Source organism: Rosettibacter primus (assembly GCF_036860675.1).
GTDB classification, from domain to species: Bacteria; Bacteroidota; Ignavibacteria; order Ignavibacteriales; family Melioribacteraceae; genus Rosettibacter; species Rosettibacter primus.
This window is the reverse complement of record NZ_JAYKGK010000004.1, coordinates 74,645-91,351: the sequence shown is the minus strand read 5'-3', so window position 1 is coordinate 91,351 and position 16,707 is coordinate 74,645. Positions and strand designations below refer to the sequence as shown.

16 protein-coding genes are annotated in these 16,707 nt (G+C 30.2%); 14 read left to right on the top strand and 2 right to left on the bottom strand.

The genetic code is table 11. From position 1 onward, the window contains the following. Positions 1-32 precede the first annotated feature (32 nt). From tatA to VJY32_RS06770, 6 genes are all read left to right on the top strand, one after another. A complete protein-coding gene (tatA, locus tag VJY32_RS06795) occupies positions 33-203 on the top strand; it encodes a twin-arginine translocase TatA/TatE family subunit (RefSeq protein WP_353677152.1) in 171 nt (56 codons plus the stop codon). Positions 204-283: 80 nt separating this feature from the next. Then, positions 284-2,194: a molecular chaperone HtpG gene (gene htpG, locus VJY32_RS06790; RefSeq protein WP_353677151.1), complete on the top strand. Its 1,911-nt coding sequence runs from the start codon at positions 284-286 to the stop codon at positions 2,192-2,194. 7 nt (positions 2,195-2,201) lie between these two features. Next, positions 2,202-3,146 carry an SDR family oxidoreductase gene (locus VJY32_RS06785; protein WP_353677150.1) on the top strand — a complete coding sequence of 315 codons (945 nt, stop codon included), beginning with the start codon at positions 2,202-2,204 and terminating at the stop codon, positions 3,144-3,146. Between the two features lie 122 nt (positions 3,147-3,268). Beyond that, the gene (locus tag VJY32_RS06780) at positions 3,269-3,976 is read left to right on the top strand and encodes a sensor histidine kinase (RefSeq protein WP_353677149.1); all 708 of its coding nucleotides are present in this window, start codon (positions 3,269-3,271) and stop codon (positions 3,974-3,976) included. A gap of 5 nt (positions 3,977-3,981) precedes the next feature. Beyond that, positions 3,982-4,686 carry a sigma-54-dependent transcriptional regulator gene (locus tag VJY32_RS06775; RefSeq protein WP_353677148.1) on the top strand — a complete coding sequence of 235 codons (705 nt, stop codon included), beginning with the start codon at positions 3,982-3,984 and terminating at the stop codon, positions 4,684-4,686. 17 nt (positions 4,687-4,703) lie between these two features. Next, the gene (locus tag VJY32_RS06770; RefSeq protein WP_353677147.1) at positions 4,704-5,378 is read left to right on the top strand and encodes a sigma 54-interacting transcriptional regulator; all 675 of its coding nucleotides are present in this window, start codon (positions 4,704-4,706) and stop codon (positions 5,376-5,378) included. An 820-nt stretch (positions 5,379-6,198) separates the two neighbouring features. On the opposite strand, the gene VJY32_RS06765 is transcribed toward VJY32_RS06770, so the two are convergent. Together VJY32_RS06765 and VJY32_RS06760 are read right to left on the bottom strand one after the other, a co-directional pair. Next, positions 6,199-8,172 (bottom strand): PAS domain S-box protein, encoded by a 1,974-nt coding sequence (locus VJY32_RS06765; protein WP_353677146.1) that lies wholly within the window; start codon positions 8,170-8,172, stop codon positions 6,199-6,201. A gap of 9 nt (positions 8,173-8,181) precedes the next feature. Further along, a complete protein-coding gene (locus tag VJY32_RS06760; protein ID WP_353677145.1) occupies positions 8,182-9,411 on the bottom strand; it encodes a sensor histidine kinase in 1,230 nt (409 codons plus the stop codon). 306 nt (positions 9,412-9,717) lie between these two features. Between VJY32_RS06760 and VJY32_RS06755 the strand changes: the two genes are divergently transcribed. The 8 genes from VJY32_RS06755 to VJY32_RS06720 are packed head-to-tail and all read left to right on the top strand — an operon-like array spanning position 9,718 to position 16,634. Then, positions 9,718-11,115 (top strand): HEAT repeat domain-containing protein, encoded by a 1,398-nt coding sequence (locus VJY32_RS06755; RefSeq protein WP_353677144.1) that lies wholly within the window; start codon positions 9,718-9,720, stop codon positions 11,113-11,115. Positions 11,116-11,123: 8 nt separating this feature from the next. Beyond that, entirely contained in the window at positions 11,124-12,023 is a 900-nt protein-coding gene (locus tag VJY32_RS06750; protein WP_353677143.1) for a CheR family methyltransferase, read from the top strand. Between the two features lie 9 nt (positions 12,024-12,032). Then, complete coding sequence (locus VJY32_RS06745) at positions 12,033-12,398, top strand: response regulator (protein WP_353677142.1); 366 nt, start codon at positions 12,033-12,035, stop codon at positions 12,396-12,398. A gap of 10 nt (positions 12,399-12,408) precedes the next feature. After that, a complete protein-coding gene (locus VJY32_RS06740) occupies positions 12,409-12,786 on the top strand; it encodes a response regulator (RefSeq protein WP_353677141.1) in 378 nt (125 codons plus the stop codon). Between the two features lie 13 nt (positions 12,787-12,799). Beyond that, the gene (locus VJY32_RS06735) at positions 12,800-13,558 is read left to right on the top strand and encodes a protein phosphatase CheZ (protein ID WP_353677140.1); all 759 of its coding nucleotides are present in this window, start codon (positions 12,800-12,802) and stop codon (positions 13,556-13,558) included. After that, complete coding sequence (locus VJY32_RS06730; protein WP_353677139.1) at positions 13,558-15,330, top strand: chemotaxis protein CheA; 1,773 nt, start codon at positions 13,558-13,560, stop codon at positions 15,328-15,330. Before VJY32_RS06735 ends, VJY32_RS06730 begins: the two co-directional genes overlap by 1 nt. Then, positions 15,323-16,396: a protein-glutamate methylesterase/protein-glutamine glutaminase gene (locus tag VJY32_RS06725; RefSeq protein ID WP_353677138.1), complete on the top strand. Its 1,074-nt coding sequence runs from the start codon at positions 15,323-15,325 to the stop codon at positions 16,394-16,396. Before VJY32_RS06730 ends, VJY32_RS06725 begins: the two co-directional genes overlap by 8 nt. Then, positions 16,389-16,634: a hypothetical protein gene (locus VJY32_RS06720; RefSeq protein WP_353677137.1), complete on the top strand. Its 246-nt coding sequence runs from the start codon at positions 16,389-16,391 to the stop codon at positions 16,632-16,634. Before VJY32_RS06725 ends, VJY32_RS06720 begins: the two co-directional genes overlap by 8 nt. Positions 16,635-16,707 lie beyond the last annotated feature (73 nt).

Below are 16,707 nucleotides of genomic sequence, written 5' to 3'. Positions count from 1 at the left end.
TTTTTATTTTCGGTTGTTAAAATGAGGTCAATATGGGTAACATAGGCGCAACTGAAATTATTATAATAATTTTTATTCTGGTTCTATTATTTGGTGCAAAGAAAATTCCAGAACTTATGAAAGGCTTAGGGGAAGGAATTAAATCCTTCAAAAAAGCTTTAAGTGGTGAAGAAGATTCTTCCAAAAATGACAATTCCAAATAAACCCCATTGTTGTTAATTGCTGCAATTATTAAACCTCTTTATTTTTGCGGTGCTAAAGTGTGTAATTTTATGGAGGATTTATGAGCGATAGTCCAACCGTAAAAAAATATGAATTTAAAGCTGAAGTAAAAAAACTATTAGACATTCTTGTTCATTCTCTTTATACAAGCAGAGAAATTTTTTTACGAGAATTAATTTCAAATGCATCAGATGCACTTGATAAACTTAGATTTGAATCCAACAGGGGAACTGCAATTGTTGATAAAGATTTACCACTTGAAATAAAAATTTCTAATGATGAAAAGAATAAATTGCTGATTGTCTCTGATACAGGAATTGGGATGAATAGAGATGAATTAATAACAAATATTGGAACTATAGCAAAATCTGGAACTGAAGAATTTCTTAAAATACTTTCGGAGTCGAAAGCAGAAGCAACTAACCTCATTGGTAAATTTGGTATTGGTTTTTATTCAGTATTTATGGTTGCAAAAGAAGTTGTAATAAAAACAAAATCATTTCGTCCCGAAGATGAAGCTGTTCAGTGGAAATCTGATGGCTTAGGTGAATATGAAATTACAACACTAGAAGAAAAAATTCCAAGAGGAACAAAAATTGAAATTTATTTAAAAGATGACGCAACAGAATTTGCTGAAAAATGGCGACTTGAATCAATAATTAAAAAACATTCTAATTTTATTTCTTATCCCATTTATATTGGCAATGAAAAAATCAACACAATAAGTGCAATCTGGCGCGAACCCAAAAGTTCCATCACAAAGGAACAGTACAATGAGTTTTATAAATTTTTAACTTATGATTCCGAAGAACCCGCAGATATAATACACAAATCAATTGATGCTCCAATTCAATTTAATGCATTATTGTTCATTCCAAAGAAAAGCAGTGAATATTTCTGGATTGACAGAGAAAATTATGGTCTGGATTTGTATGTTAGAAGAGTTTTAATTCAACATAAGAATAAAGATTTGCTGCCTGAATATTTGAGTTTTGTGAAAGGAGTTGTTGATTCAGAAGATTTGCCATTAAATATATCAAGAGAAACACTTCAGGAAAATATAATTTTCAATAAAATTGCTTCAAGTGTAACAACTACAGTATTGACTTATTTAATTGAAAAAGCAAAAAATGAAAGGGAAGGTTATAGTAAGTTCTGGAAAGAGCATGGTAAAGTTTTTAAACTTGGTTATACTGATTTTGTCAATAAGGATAAATATATTGAACTTTTGAGGTTTAATTCATCAAAATGCAAGGACGAAGAAGAATTAATTTCACTTGAAGAGTATATAAGTAGAAAACTCGAAAATCAAAAAGAAATATATTATGCAAGCGGGATAAATAGAAATGCTATTGATTCTGACCCTCACATGGAAATTTTCAAGAATAAAAATCTTGAGGTTCTTTATTTGTATGACCCGATTGATGAGTTGATTTTAACTTCGTTGGGGAAATATAAAGATTATGATTTTAAATCTATTGAAACTGTAGATGCAAGGAAACTCGAAGAATTCAAATCATTAACTGACGCTAAAAAGGAAGTCGAAGAATTAAGCAGTGATGATAAGAAACATTTTAGCAGTCTGCTATCAAAAATGAAAAAGATACTTGGAGATAAAGTTGAGGATGTAATTGAATCTAAAAGATTGGTTGATAGTGCAGCATGTCTTGTTCTGAAGGATAATGAATTAACTAACACAATGCAAAAAATATTGAGAATTACGAATAAAAATTTAGCTCCGCAAAAAAAAATTTTAGAAGTAAATCCTGATAATATACTTGTGCGAAATCTTATAAAAATATTTAAATCTGATTCAAATGATGAATTCATTAGGATTGCAACTGAACAGTTATATGATTTAGCTCAACTAAATGATAGCGATTTGGAGGACATTCATTCATTTATTAAAAGAAGCAGCAAAATTCTGGAAGAGTCGAGCAACTGGTATCTCAAAATAAAAAATTATCAATAATACAATAATGAAAAAAATAAAAGTTGTTGTAACAGGTGGAGCTGGTTTCATTGGCAGTCACATTGCTGAATACTGGATGAAAGATGAGGCTGAAGTTCATATAATAGATAATTTGCGTTCAGGATTTTTATCTAATATAGAAAATCTTAATGGTGTAATTTTTCATAAAGGGAGTGTTACAGATAAATCTTTAGTTTTTGATGTGCTTAAAGATGCAGACTATGTTCATCATTTAGCAGCTCTTGTATCTGTCCCTGAGTCTATAGAAAAACCTTTTGAATGTGTTGAAATAAATATCATAGGTTTATTAAACGTTCTTGAAGCAGCAAGATATCATAAAGTTAAAAAAGTTGTTTTCAGCAGTTCAGCTGCAATTTATGGTGATAACGAAGAATTACCCAAATCAATTAATTCATTACCCGACCCTAAATCACCTTATGGAATTACTAAACTCGAAGGTGAGTATTACTTAAAAATGTATAATAAAGAATATGGATTGGGAACAGTTTCACTAAGGTATTTTAATGTATTTGGACCGCGACAAAATCCCGACAGTCAATATGCAGCTGCAATTCCAATTTTTATTAAAAAGGCTTTGGCTAATGAACCTGTTACAATTTATGGTGATGGTACACAAACCCGTGATTTTATTTTTGTTAAAGATGTTGTAAAAGCAAATATACTTGCAGCAAAGAATGATAAAGTTTCTGGAGTTTTTAATGTAGCTCTTGGTAAATCAATTTCAATTAATGAGATTGCAAGGGAAATTATTAAATTAACAAACAGTAAAAGTAAGATTATATACGAAAAAGAAAGAAAAGGAGATATAAAACATAGTATGGCTTCCATTAAAGAAACTATAGAACAATTAAATTATTACCCTGAAAATACTTTAATTGAAGGATTAAAGGAAACGGTTGATTACTTCAGAAATAATCAATTGCAGAAGTAATTTTGGTAAGACTTTTCTCCTAAGCATATTCTTTTAATAAATACTTGCATTGTTTAATAAATAAAAAATCTTTTTGTATTTTTGTTATAAATATTTTCTTATAATAGATACATATCAAGAAATTGGAAGATTTTGTTCAGAATAATAAGCTTACGATATTGGGTAAACTAACAGCAGGTTTATTGCATGAGATTAGGAATCCGCTAACTGTAATCAAGCTGAATCTTGATTACATGAAAATGTTTGAGAATGAATTATCAAGTGAAATTCAAGAATCAATTACATCTTCGCTCGAAGCATTCGAAAGAATAAATTTTATTATTAGTGACATTCTTGATTTTACACGCAAGTCGCCTGATACAAAAAAAGCAATATCGATTAATGCAATTACAGATAGGACAATAGAAATTGTCAGCATAACAGCTTCAAAAAGGGGGATTAAAATCATTAAAGAATTGGATGAGAATATTCCATCAATATATGCTAATGAAAATAAATTACTGCAGGTATTTATTAATTTGATTAACAATGCAATTGAAGCGTCATACGAGAGGGGGGAAGTTATTGTAAGGACAAAAAGAAAAATTGATAATGATAAAATTATTGTTTTATGGGAAGTTCAAGATTTTGGATGTGGAATTAAGCCAGAAGATAAGGAAAAAATCTTAGTAGGATTTTTTACAAGCAAAGACAAAGGAACTGGTGTGGGATTAACAGTATGCAAAAGATTGCTTGAAGAAATAAATGCTGAATTAAATTTTGAATCTGAATATGGTAAAGGCTCAAAGTTTTTTGTAAAGTTTAATTCTTTAGTTACAAACGATAATTGAAAACTATGATTCCGAAAGTATTAATAATTGATGACGATGATTTAGTTTCTTCTTCGTTGAAGAAAGTTTTGACAAAACAAAACTTTGATGTGCAGGCATGCCTGGATGCCAACGAAGCAAAAAAATACATTGCAGAATTTCAACCCGATGTTATTCTTCTTGATATATATCTTACTACTCATAATGGAATTGACCTTCTAAAAACAATTAAAAAAGAATATCCTTCAATTCCTGTAATTATGATTACAGGTTATGCAGACATAAAGATGGCTGTAACCTCAATTAAAGCAGGTGCATTTGATTTTCTTCTTAAACCAATTGACTTAGACCAATTGTTAATTGTACTTGATAAAGCAATAGAAAATGTAAGATTAAAATCAGAAGTAGATAGACTTCATACATTATTGATGCAGGATGAATTAACACCAGACTTTTTTGGGAAAAGTACAAAAATTCATAGACTGCTTCATTCTGTGGAAAAATTAGCTAAAAGTCCAGATACAACAATTTTGCTTGAAGGAGAAAGCGGTACTGGCAAAGAAGTTTTTGCAAAATATATTCATCAAAAAAGTCCACGCAGCAGTGCTCCATTTATCACCATAAACTGTGCAACAATTCCAAGAGAATTAGCTGAAAGCGAACTGTTTGGTCATGAAAAAGGAGCTTTTACAGGTGCTTCTCAAAAACAAAACTCGGCAAATTTGAATTAGCTAATAACGGAACATTATTGTTAGATGAAATTGGCGAATTAAGTCTGGATATGCAGGTTAAATTGTTGCGTGTACTTCAAGAAAGAAAATTTTATAGACTTGGCGGAGAAAAAGAAATTAGTGTCAATGTTAGAGTTCTTGCAGCTACAAATAGAAATCTCGAAGAAGAAGTAGCAAAAGGGAATTTCAGAGAAGATTTGTTTTATAGATTAAATGTTGTAAAAATTTATATTCCTCCTTTAAGAGAAAGAAAAGAAGATATTCCATATATCGCTTATTCATTTCTAAAAGAATTTAATCAGAAGTTTAATAAAGAAATAACAGGCATTGATTCTGGTGCACTTGAGCTTCTTAAATCATATCACTGGAAGGGAAATATTAGAGAATTAAGAAATGTTATGGAGAGAGTTGTTCTTTTATGTGAAGATAATGTTTTGAGTGAACATCATTTTAGCTTTTTAATTGATAGTAAAAGTAATATTGAAGAAAACAGTGACCAATTCATACTGCAAATTCCATCTAAAGGAATTAAGATGGATCAGGTCGTAAAGGCTTTAATTCAAAAGACACTTAAAATTACAAATGGCAATCAGGTAAAAGCTGCTAAAATTTTAGGATTATCTCGTTCCAAACTTCGCTATAGAATGGAACAACTTGGAATTGAAGTAACAAAACAAATTAATCAAAATTAGGATGCAGCTGTAAGGTTATCGCTATAAAGTTTTAATATTTTTTAACGATAATAAAGTGCCTCAAAAAATTATTGCCCTGAATATTTCATAAAAGGACCGCATAAAAATGCGGTCCTCCCTCCTGAGAGACTGCGCGATAATATCAATTTAACGCGAAATTTATCTCGTTTATTGCGAAAAGAAAATTTTTTACATTGTTTATTATCGAAATAGATTTCGCTTTATAATTATCACGCAGTCTTTTTTAATTGAGGAATGATCGAGTGAATTTATTATGATGATTAAATAGAAAAAGTAAATGAAGCATTTGATATTGAGAATCCCTTAAACGCAAAATTGGAATTTGATTCTTCGTCGTCCGCCTAACGTCGAGACTCCTTAGAATGACAGGAAAAAGTAGAATTGTCATTCTGACTCACCGAAGGTGAGGAAGAATCTATTAAATATAATATTGTTTTAGGTTCTTCGTCGTCCGCCTTACCGCAGCTTTCTCAGAATGACAGGGGAAAAAATAGTGGCGGATTCCTCAGAATGATAGAGGAGATAATAACGGCGGACTCCTTAGAATGACAGAGAAGAGAATTACGGTTTGTCTCATCAGAATGAGAATGAATGAAAATATGAAAAAGTAATTCTGCCAGTCAAATATGGAGTAGAATCTCTAATAGAAAGAATGAATAAAAATTTTTTATGAATAAATCATTGTTGGACTCTAACAAGGGACGGTGCATGAGTTAATTTGTTAATTTATAATTGTTACACAATCTTATATAAAACATTTAAAAAGTTGAAAATGATGATAGAAATAATAGTTACAATCTTAATTTTTCTTTTCGAATTTTATTGCCTGTATTAAAATATTGATAAGGTCTTCTTTATCATATGGTTTGGCGAGATAATAATCGAAACCGTCATTTAAAAGTTTTTTTTCGTCTCTAAGTAATGCATAGCCGGTTATAGCAATAAGGGGCAGATTTTTGTATTCAGGATACTTTTTGATTTCTTTTGCAAAATCAATACCACTCGGACCACTTCCAAGATTTATATCCACAAGAATTGCTTCATACTTATTATTTTTGATTTTTTCTATAGCCTGTGAATAATTATGAGCACTGTCAACATCACAAATGTCACGTAAAAAGAGTGATACTAATTCTGCATTTAGCAAATTGTCTTCAATGCTTAATATCTTAGGTTTTCTATGGAGTTTTATATCTTTAGTTTTTCTTTCTGAAATAGCTGTTAAAGGTTTGTTCTTATTAATATTATCACTTTCTTGAATTTTAGTCCCTGGTAAAATTATACTAAATGTTGAACCTTTTCCAAGCTCACTTTCAACAGTAATATCTCCGTTCATTAAATTTGCCATTTTTTTTGCTACTGATAGCCCTAATCCACTCCCTTCAAAATTTCTGCGTATTCCTTCACTAAGCTGTCTGAATTCCCTAAAAATTTTTGATTGGTCTTCTTTTGCAATTCCAATACCAGTATCAATAACTTTTACAATTGCATAACAATTTTTCGAATCATGATTTGATGTGACTACAATTCTAACACTTCCAACAGAAGTAAATTTGAAAGCATTATCTACTATATGCAGTAAAATTTGTTTGTAAAGATTTTCATCGCCAATTGCACAAATTTCTTCATCCTGGACTTCAATACTAAATGACAGTGATTTTTCAGCGGCTGTTCTGTCATAATTTGTTAAGAAATATTTTGTATAAGATGCAAGATTAAATTCTGTAATATTTATAGGAAAAGTTCCAGATTCAATTTCAGATAAGTTGAGGATGGAGTTTAATGTAACTAAAAGTCTTTTGCCGGATTTTAATATTTTATCTACAATATCAACGTGTTCTGCGTTCTTTAATTCATCCCTTAATAAACTTGCAAATCCAATAATTCCTGTTAATGGAGTTCGCAGTTCATGACTCATATTTGATAGCAGAGTGGATTTCAATCTGCTTGCTTCTTCAGCGCTGTCAAGAGCACGTTTTAATTCGAACTCCATTTCTTTTTTTTCAGTAATATCTTCTTTAATTGCAAGAAAATGAGTTATTTCACCTTCATCATTTTTAATAGGTGATATTGTTGCAGATTCCCAATAAAACTCACCATTTTTCTTTCTGTTTTTGAATTCCCCTCTCCATTCTTTGCCAGATAGAATTCTTTGCCATAATTCTTCATATTCATGATCCGGTGTATAACCTGATTTTAAGAAGTTAATTTTTTTGCCTCGAACTTCTTCGAAGAAATAGCCTGTTACTTCTGTAAATTTTGGGTTGGTATATTCAATTTTCCCATCTAAGTCAGTAATAATTATAATCGAAGAACTCTGGTCAACTATTCTTGATAATTTATTAACCTGTTCAAGAATTTTCTTTTTCTCAGTCACATCTTGAAAATATGTAATTAAATATTTTTCGTTATTGAATGAATAAACCGATACATAAATTTTTAAGTCGAATTCACTACCGTCTTTTCTTTTCCCTTTGATATTGTTGAATTCTAAATGAGAACTAAGGTTAATGGCATTTGATAATATTTTTTTTACATTGTTTTGATTTGCTTGATTAATGAATTCTAAAATTGATTTCCCATTAAATGAATCATTTTTATCAATTCCAAATAATCTATTGAATGCGGGATTATGCATTACAATTATTTCATTTTGTAGAACAGCAAAAGCCTGTGCACAATTTTCAAAAATGAAGCGGAATAACTCTAAAGAGTGTTCAGCTTGAAAATTTGATTCGTATTTTTTTGCTTTTACTGTCTGTTCTCTTTCCATAATTTTTAATTATTTTGCTTTTGGAAGTGTTATATAAAATGTAGAACCTTTTCCGGGTTCGCTTTCAAACCAGATTTTGCCACTATTTAGTTCAACCATCTCTTTGCATAAAATTAATCCTAAGCCGGTACCTGTCTCATTTTCTGTACCGTGTGTTGTAATTTGTTCACCAAGCTTAAATAATTTTTCTTGAATATCTTTATCCATTCCAACACCCTGGTCCGCTATTGATACCTGAATATAATTTTCATGTCTTTCTGCATCGATAACTATGGTTCCACCTCTCTTCGAATATTTAATTGCATTTGATAGTAAGTTATTGAATATTGCGTTGACCATAGTTTCATCTGCAAAAGCTTCAAGATTTTCTTTCAGGTAATTAATCACAGTTAGCTTTTTATTCTCGAGAGCGTTTTTATTTAAGTTAATTACATTAACCATTTCTTGATATAAATTACACTTTGTTGGGTTAAATTGAACAGTGCCAAGTGCAAACCGAGACCATTGCAATAATCCTTCTATAAGATTATATAAATTTTTCACTGATGTCTTAGCATAACCAAGATATTTTTTTAGTTCATCGGTTGTAAGTTCATCAAATGTTTCGGAAATTATATCAAAAATTCCAAGCAGACCTTGAAATGGACTTTTTAAATCGTGTGCAATAACAGAAATAAATTTTTCTTTTGATGATTTATCTTGAGTTAATTCTTCAATCTGTTTTTGAAGTTGTAAATTATTTTCTTCGAGTTTCCTGATTAAATCTTCTAAATTTACTTCTGTGATTTCTGATTGGACATCAAATTTAATTGTGATCCCGCCTGCAATTTTATCTGTATAATCTACAAAAACCCATAATCGGTAGGGGAATCCAAAAGTCTTTAATGGATAAGAAGAAAATTTTATAAATCGGTTTTCTTTGCAGCTTAAGATAAGACTTACATTTTTTTCTTCATTTTTAGATAATTCTTTTAAGAGATTCACATTTCCCAATTCATTCAAACAATTTTTTTCAAGATAATCGATGAACTCCTGAATATTTTTTGAATGAATCTCTTCGTAATTTATTCCAAATAATTTGAGTAATGAAGTGTTAGAATAAATTATCGAACCTGAATTATCGCTTACTAAAAATCCAATATCGAAAGCATTTAATAATAAATATAAAGTGTGCAAACCTTTTACATTAAGCTTTACATTCTCTGAATTATTCTGTATAAGATTGTTGTTTTGTATCATTATAAAAATTTATTTATTCAAATTAGACTTATCTGCACAAAATAAATTACTTCACATTTTATTATCGAAAAAGATTTTGTTTTCTTTAATTTAAATCAAAATATAAAATTCAAATTTTGGTTCCGAATATAATCATTTCGAGCTAAATCTTTTCAGAAACTTTTCGATAATCAAAGTGGACGATTATTATCATTTGGCTAATATTATTCATTATAAACTTTAAAAAACATACATAAGAAGATTTTTTTTGATGATAATGACAGGCACATAACTTGAAAGTTATTCAAAAACAAATAATGGTCTTTTATGAATAGTAGTTCTATCAATGAAAATTTTTTTAATGAATTAGAAAAATATTCAAGCGACGAAATAATTGATGTTTTATATTCATTAGATGAAAGTTCAGATGTTGAAAAGTTTGTACCTCAAATATGTTCACTCATATCGCATGAAGATAAAGGTGTGCGTAATGCTGCTACAATGTTGTTATTAAATCATCGTCCAAAAGAAGCTCCATCTCATCTTGTCCATTATATTTCTTCTCCTGATATATCGATTAGAAATCTTGCTGGAGAAATTTTAGCAAAACTTGGAGATTTATCTGTTGATGCATTAATGGAATATAATCATGATAGAAGTGATGATGATAATAAATTTATAATCGATTTACTTGGTATAATTGCTAATCCCAGATCAGTTAATCATATAATCGAGGTTTTGAGTACAACAGATAATGATAATGTTATTCTTGCCTGTATTGAAGCACTTGGCAATATTCGTTATGAAGATGCTGTTGATATATTGCTTCTTTTCTATGAAAGGAATGAATTATACAAACCAACAATTGTAGAAGCCTTAGGGAAAATTGGTTCTCAAAAGGCTCTTAATTTTCTAATTTCGAAATTTAATTCTGAAGATGAATTAACAAAATATTCAATTCTGGAAAGTCTTGGATATATAGGAGATGTGAACACATATTTCTTTCTTCTTGAGCAAATCTTAAATGTTCACGGACCACTTGTATGGCCACTGATAACGTCTATCTTTTTATTAAAAGAAAAATACAATCTTGATATTCCTTTTGATGATAAAATGAAAAGTTTGTTAATGTATACATTGAGAGAGGGAAATGCTGAACATAAAAAAATTGCTTTATCATTGATAAATGTTTTTAATGATAAAGATATTTTACTTGCAAGTTTAAGATTTCTTGGAGAAGATTACGAGCTTGATGAAATAATTCGCTCAAAGGTAACAAATAATATAATTTTTGTTTTTGAAGAAATGCCCCGCATACTAAATGAAAAACCAGAAAATGTAGTTCATATTTTGAATTTGCTTTTGTCAATTATATCGGACGCCATGAATTCCGAAGCCCAATCTCAAATATCTTTAATGATGATACGTAATCTGATTCATTCTGTTAGTGAATATTTAACTCATCCAGACGAAGAGGTAAGAAGAGCAAGTATGGAAATAATATTTAATCTTGACCCGGAAAGTGCACTACTGTTTATTGATTCGATGATTAATGATGAAAATATATGGAACAAATTAAGATTAATAGAATTACTTGAGACCGTTGAAAATTCTGAATCGACAAACGCATTAATTCGCTTAGCACAGGATGAAGATGAGATGGTTAGAAGTAAAGCACAGGAAGTAATTGAATTAAGAAAGAAAATTAATTCCACTACAAAATAATTAAAAATATGAGCCAATTTACTGAATTAAATGTTTCTGATATAAGTAAGAACTTAAGCAGTGTTTTACCGAAGCAGATGACTATGTCGCTTCAGTTATTTCAGGAAATACGAAAATATATTTACGATTTGACTGGTATTTATTTTCAGGATAATAAAAAATATTTGCTCGAAAGCCGTTTGCAGAGGAGAATTTCGTTTCTTGGATTAAAAGATTATGAAGAATATTTCAACTTATTAAAAAGCAATAGAAATACAGAAGAAAAGAAATATTTTTACGAAGCAATAACAATAAACGAAACATTCTTCTTTCGAAATCAACCACAGCTTGACGCACTTGCTTCTAAAGTATTTCCTGAAATAATTCAAAATAAAATTTCACAAAAGAAAAATAGAGTGCGGGTTTGGAGTGCAGCTTGCTCATCTGGCGAAGAAGCATATTCGATTGCGATGGTATTTGATGATTTAGTGAAACCGAAATATCCAAATATTGAAATAGAAATTATTGGAACCGACATAAGTTCAGCTGTTATTGAAACGGCTAAAAATGGAGTTTATAAAGAATACTCGGTTCGTAATATTCCTCCATACTACTTAAAAAAATATTTTTTAATAAATGGCAATACTTTCGAAGTAAAACAAGAATTAAAAAAGCTTGTTTCTTTTAGTATACTCAACTTATATGATGATATTATGATGAAAACAATGTACAATTTTGATATAATTTTTTGTGCCAACGTCTTAATTTATTTCGATAATGCTTCGAAAATAAAAGTGGTTTCGCATTTATATAATTCATTAAACAGAGGAGGCTATTTGTTTATTGGTTATTCTGAAACTTTGCAGGGTATTTCGAAAGCATTTAATCTTGTTAGTTTTCCTAAGACTGTCGGATATAAGAAGGAGTAATAATATAAAATGAAACGGGTAATATTAGTTGCTGATGATTCTCCGACAATAAGAAAATTTGTATCTGTAGCCTTGAGTGTTAAAGGTTACGAGATCATCACCTGCTCGGATGGAATGGAAGTATTGGAAAAGCTGCCTAATTATAAAATTGATTTGTTGATAACAGATTTAAATATGCCTAATGTTGATGGTTTTCAACTTATCCGTTCTATCCGAAATAATGAAGAATATAAAGATTTGCCAATCATTGTTCTAACCTCGTTAGGTAACAGTGAAGATATACACAGAGGTTTAGAATGCGGAGCTAATTCATATTTAATAAAACCATTTGATCCCAAAAGAGTTTTATACGAAGTTTCAAAATATTTGAATTAGGAGTAAAACTATGGCACTCAAATTCTTAGTAGTCGATGATTCAGTAACAATGAGGAGAATTGTAGCCAATTCCCTCAAATCAATCGGTTATGATAACTTTGTTGAAGCTGCCGATGGCAAAGAGGCACTTTCAAAGTTAAATTCCGATGATTCAATTAACTTTGTTATAACCGATTGGAACATGCCGGAAGTTTCCGGGCTTGAATTAGTAAAAGCAATACGCTCAAACGAAAAAACTCAATCTCTCCCAATCTTAATGGTTACAACAAGAGGACTAAAAGAAGATATTCTCGAAGCCCTTCAAGCCAAAGTAAATAATTATATAGTAAAACCATTTACACCCCAAATTCTGCGGGAGAAGATTGAACAAATTTTAGCAAGTTCATAAAATGGAGTTAAATATGGAAAATCAATTAAGCATGGAACAGGTGTTTCAAAAGTTAGGGGACTTAAAGCAATTCTTCATATTCGGTCAAAAAATTGTCCCTTTATTCAAAAAAATTATTGATTTTATGACCGATATTGTTCCTCTGCTTGAAAATGTAAATAATTCAATTCAAGATACAACAAGTAAAATGCCCAAAGCTGCTCATCAGATTAACAGTGTTACAAATGCAACTGAAATAGCAACAAGTGAAATTCTTGATATTGTTGATTCAATGTCTACGGATATGACTAAAATTAAAAATGAACTTGAAGATTTGAAGAATGGATTTTTTAATCAGAGAGTAGCTTTAGATAAATTAATTAATGAATATCCAGGTCTCAATGGCAGACTTGAAGAATTAAAATCTGCACTTGTTATTGATGAGCTAGAAAGTAAAGTTGTTGGATTAGAAAGCGTCATTCAAAAAATAGAAAATGATATTACAAATATTACAATTTCACTTCAGGTGCAGGATATAACTGCTCAGCAATTAGCTTCTGTAAATCATTTAATAGATTCTGTCCAAAAGCGGCTTTCTTCTTTGCTTTTTGATTTTAATAAACAGGATGGTTTTCAAATTCCTCATTTTGAAGAAATACATGACCATAAAAAGCCCTATAATCCAAATGCTAAATATGATAGAAATCATGAAATGCAAAAAGTTGCTGATGAATTAATTAATGGTAACAATAAAACTTCACAGGAAGAAATAGATAAATTGTTTGGTAAATAATGGAAGGTACAACTCAAAATCCGATGCTAATCGACCCTGAGATGAAGGAGATTGTCGACAGCTTTTTGCTGGAGACAAAAGAAATTCTCGAAAATCTCAATGTCGACTTAATAGAACTTGAAAAACGCCCGGATGATTTGGATTTATTAAATCAAATCTTTCGTTCGTTTCATACAATTAAAGGAACATCTGGCTTTCTCGGTCTGGAAAAATTGCCTGCAGTTACACATAAGTGCGAGGATATTTTAAATAAGCTGCGAAAGGGAGAAGCAAAATTAAATTCTAATTTAATGGATGGGATCATTTTAGGTTATGATACAATTAAAGAACTGCTAATAAAAATTGAAAATGAAAAAAATGAAGATGTAGATGTAGAAAATGTTATTAAGGTTCTGGCAGGTTTACTAGAAAGCATGGGGAATAATCCTGCAGGTGATATTCAAATTGAAACTCATGTCCAAACTACAAGTCAAATTGAAGCAAATCAGCCCAATATAGAATCAGTTAATACAACTGTAAAAGAAAAAAATGCTGCGGCTAAATTATCTTCTACTGCGGAATCAAAGAAAACAGATAATACAATTCGTGTAGAAGTTGAAAGGCTGGATGCATTATTAAATATTGCTTCTGAATTAGTTTTAGGAAGAAATCGTCTGATGCAAGTTAATAGTCAAGTTGCACTCGAATTTGAAAATTCAAACATTGCTAAGGATTTAGCTGATGCAACAAAGCAAATTGATTTGATGACAAGTGAACTTCAGCTTGTTGTAATGAAATTAAGAATGATTAAAATTGGAAAAGTCTTTAATAGATTTCCACGAGTTGTAAGAGATTTATGTAAAGAACTTGAAAAAGAAGTAGAACTAAAAATTTATGGTGAAGATACTGAAGTTGATAAAAATTTAATTGAAGAAATAAACGACCCACTTGTTCATCTCGTTCGAAATGCAATAGACCATGGAATAGAAAAACCTGATGTAAGATTGGCTAAAGGAAAGAATAGAAAAGGCACGGTTATTTTATCTGCTGAACATGAAGGAAATAATATCGTAATTAAAATTGAAGATGATGGAAAAGGAATTGATCCTGAAGTAATTAAAGAAAAAGCAATTAGTAAAGGTTTCATTACTGCAGAAAGAGCAAAAGAATTATCTAAACAGGAAGCATACAATCTAATTTTCCATCCAGGATTTTCCACAGCAGAAGTTGTTACCAATGTTTCAGGTCGTGGAGTAGGGATGGATGTAGTCAAGACTAATGTAGCAAAATTAAGAGGAACAATTTCTGTTGAATCAGAAGTGGATAAAGGAACAAAAATAATTTTGAGACTTCCTTTAACACTTGCAATTATTTCAGGAATGATTGTAAAAGCCTGCAATCAAACTCTTGTTATTCCTCTTCATTCTGTAATTGAAGTAATTAGAGTAAATAGAAATCAAATAGAAACAGTACGAGGTAAAGAGGTAATTAATTTACGGGATTCAATTTTACCGATTATTGGTTTAGAAGAACTTATAGACAATAGAGAAAATGGTCATAAGAAAGAAACACAATGGCAATATATTGTTGAAGTAGGTGTAGCAGAAAAAAGATTTGGGATAAAAGTAGATGATTTAGTTGGTCAGCAGGAGGTTGTTATTAAATCGCTTGGCAATTACCTCGGAAAAATTGATGGCATTGCAGGTTCAACAATCATGGGAGACGGAACAGTTGTAATAATTCTTGATATTAACGAATTGTTTAACAAACTGGAAAAGAAAATTAATGCCTAATATTTCTGTTTTGGTGGTAGATGATTCTGCTTTCATGCGTAAATCTCTTTCTTTAATGCTTGAAAGCGATGAAAAAATAAAAGTAATTGGAACTGCACGCAATGGTCAGGAAGGGGTTGAACTTGCAAAAAAATTAAGACCTGACATTATAACTCTTGATATTGAAATGCCCGTGATGGATGGGCTTACTGCATTAAAAAAAATAATGGCAGAAGCACCAACCGCAGTTTTAATGGTCAGTTCGCTTACTACAGAAGGAGCAGAAGCAACATTAACTGCTTTAGAATTAGGAGCGGTTGATTTTATTCCTAAAGAATTGTCTTATGTTAATGTTAACATAACAAAAATTAAAGACAGCTTAATTACAAAAGTAAAAGAAATTTATCGTCAAAAATTTCTTAAGGAAAGATTAGAAAGACTTGCCAAATCTTCTGAAATTAATAAGAAAAAAACTGTTTCAGTTTCGCAGAAAGAAATTTCAAGAAATGATTTTCGTGCAGTTTCAATTGGAATATCAACTGGTGGACCTTTATCATTACAAAAAATTTTACCAATGTTATCATCTAACATCAAAGTTCCCATTTTTATAGTTCAGCACATGCCTCCTAAGTTTACAAAATCACTTGCAGATAGATTAAATTCAATATGCAGTTTATCTGTTAAAGAAGCTGAGAATGGAGAATCAGTTCAAAATGGAGTTATTTATATTGCACCAGGCGGTTATCATATGAAATTGAAAAAAATTAATCTCACAAATGCAGCAATTGAAATTACAGAAGAACCAAAGGATTCAGTTCATAAACCTTCTGTTGATGTAATGATGAGTTCAGTTGTAGATTTTTATGGTAAGCATACACTTGGTGTTATAATGACAGGAATGGGGAAAGATGGACTGGAAGCAGTAAGATATTTGAAAAGTGTTGGCGGTTATTCAATTGCTCAGGATGAAGAATCATGTGTGGTCTATGGGATGCCAAAAGCAATTGTTGATGCAGGTCTTGCAGATGCAGTTTTGCCATTAGAAAAAATTCCAGAACAAATTAATAAGGTGCTTTGCCATGCCTAATCGTTTTGAAGAAGCTTTAATGAAAGATATTTTTACAAAGAACAAAATTCATACAGGCAATTTAATTAAAGCCTCGGATGTTGAAATCAAAGGTTATACAAAAATTACTGTTGAAGAAGATGATATTGAGGGTGTTAAAATATTTATAAAGAAAGATGCAAATGATATTGTAAAGGAAATTAAATTTGTATGTTCATGTGGTCAAACTAAAAGTATTATTCTTGATTATAATGATTAATAATTTACAACTGTTCATATTTAGCCAATCTTTTTAGTTATCATTTAAACATTTCATTAAAAATCAATCATTT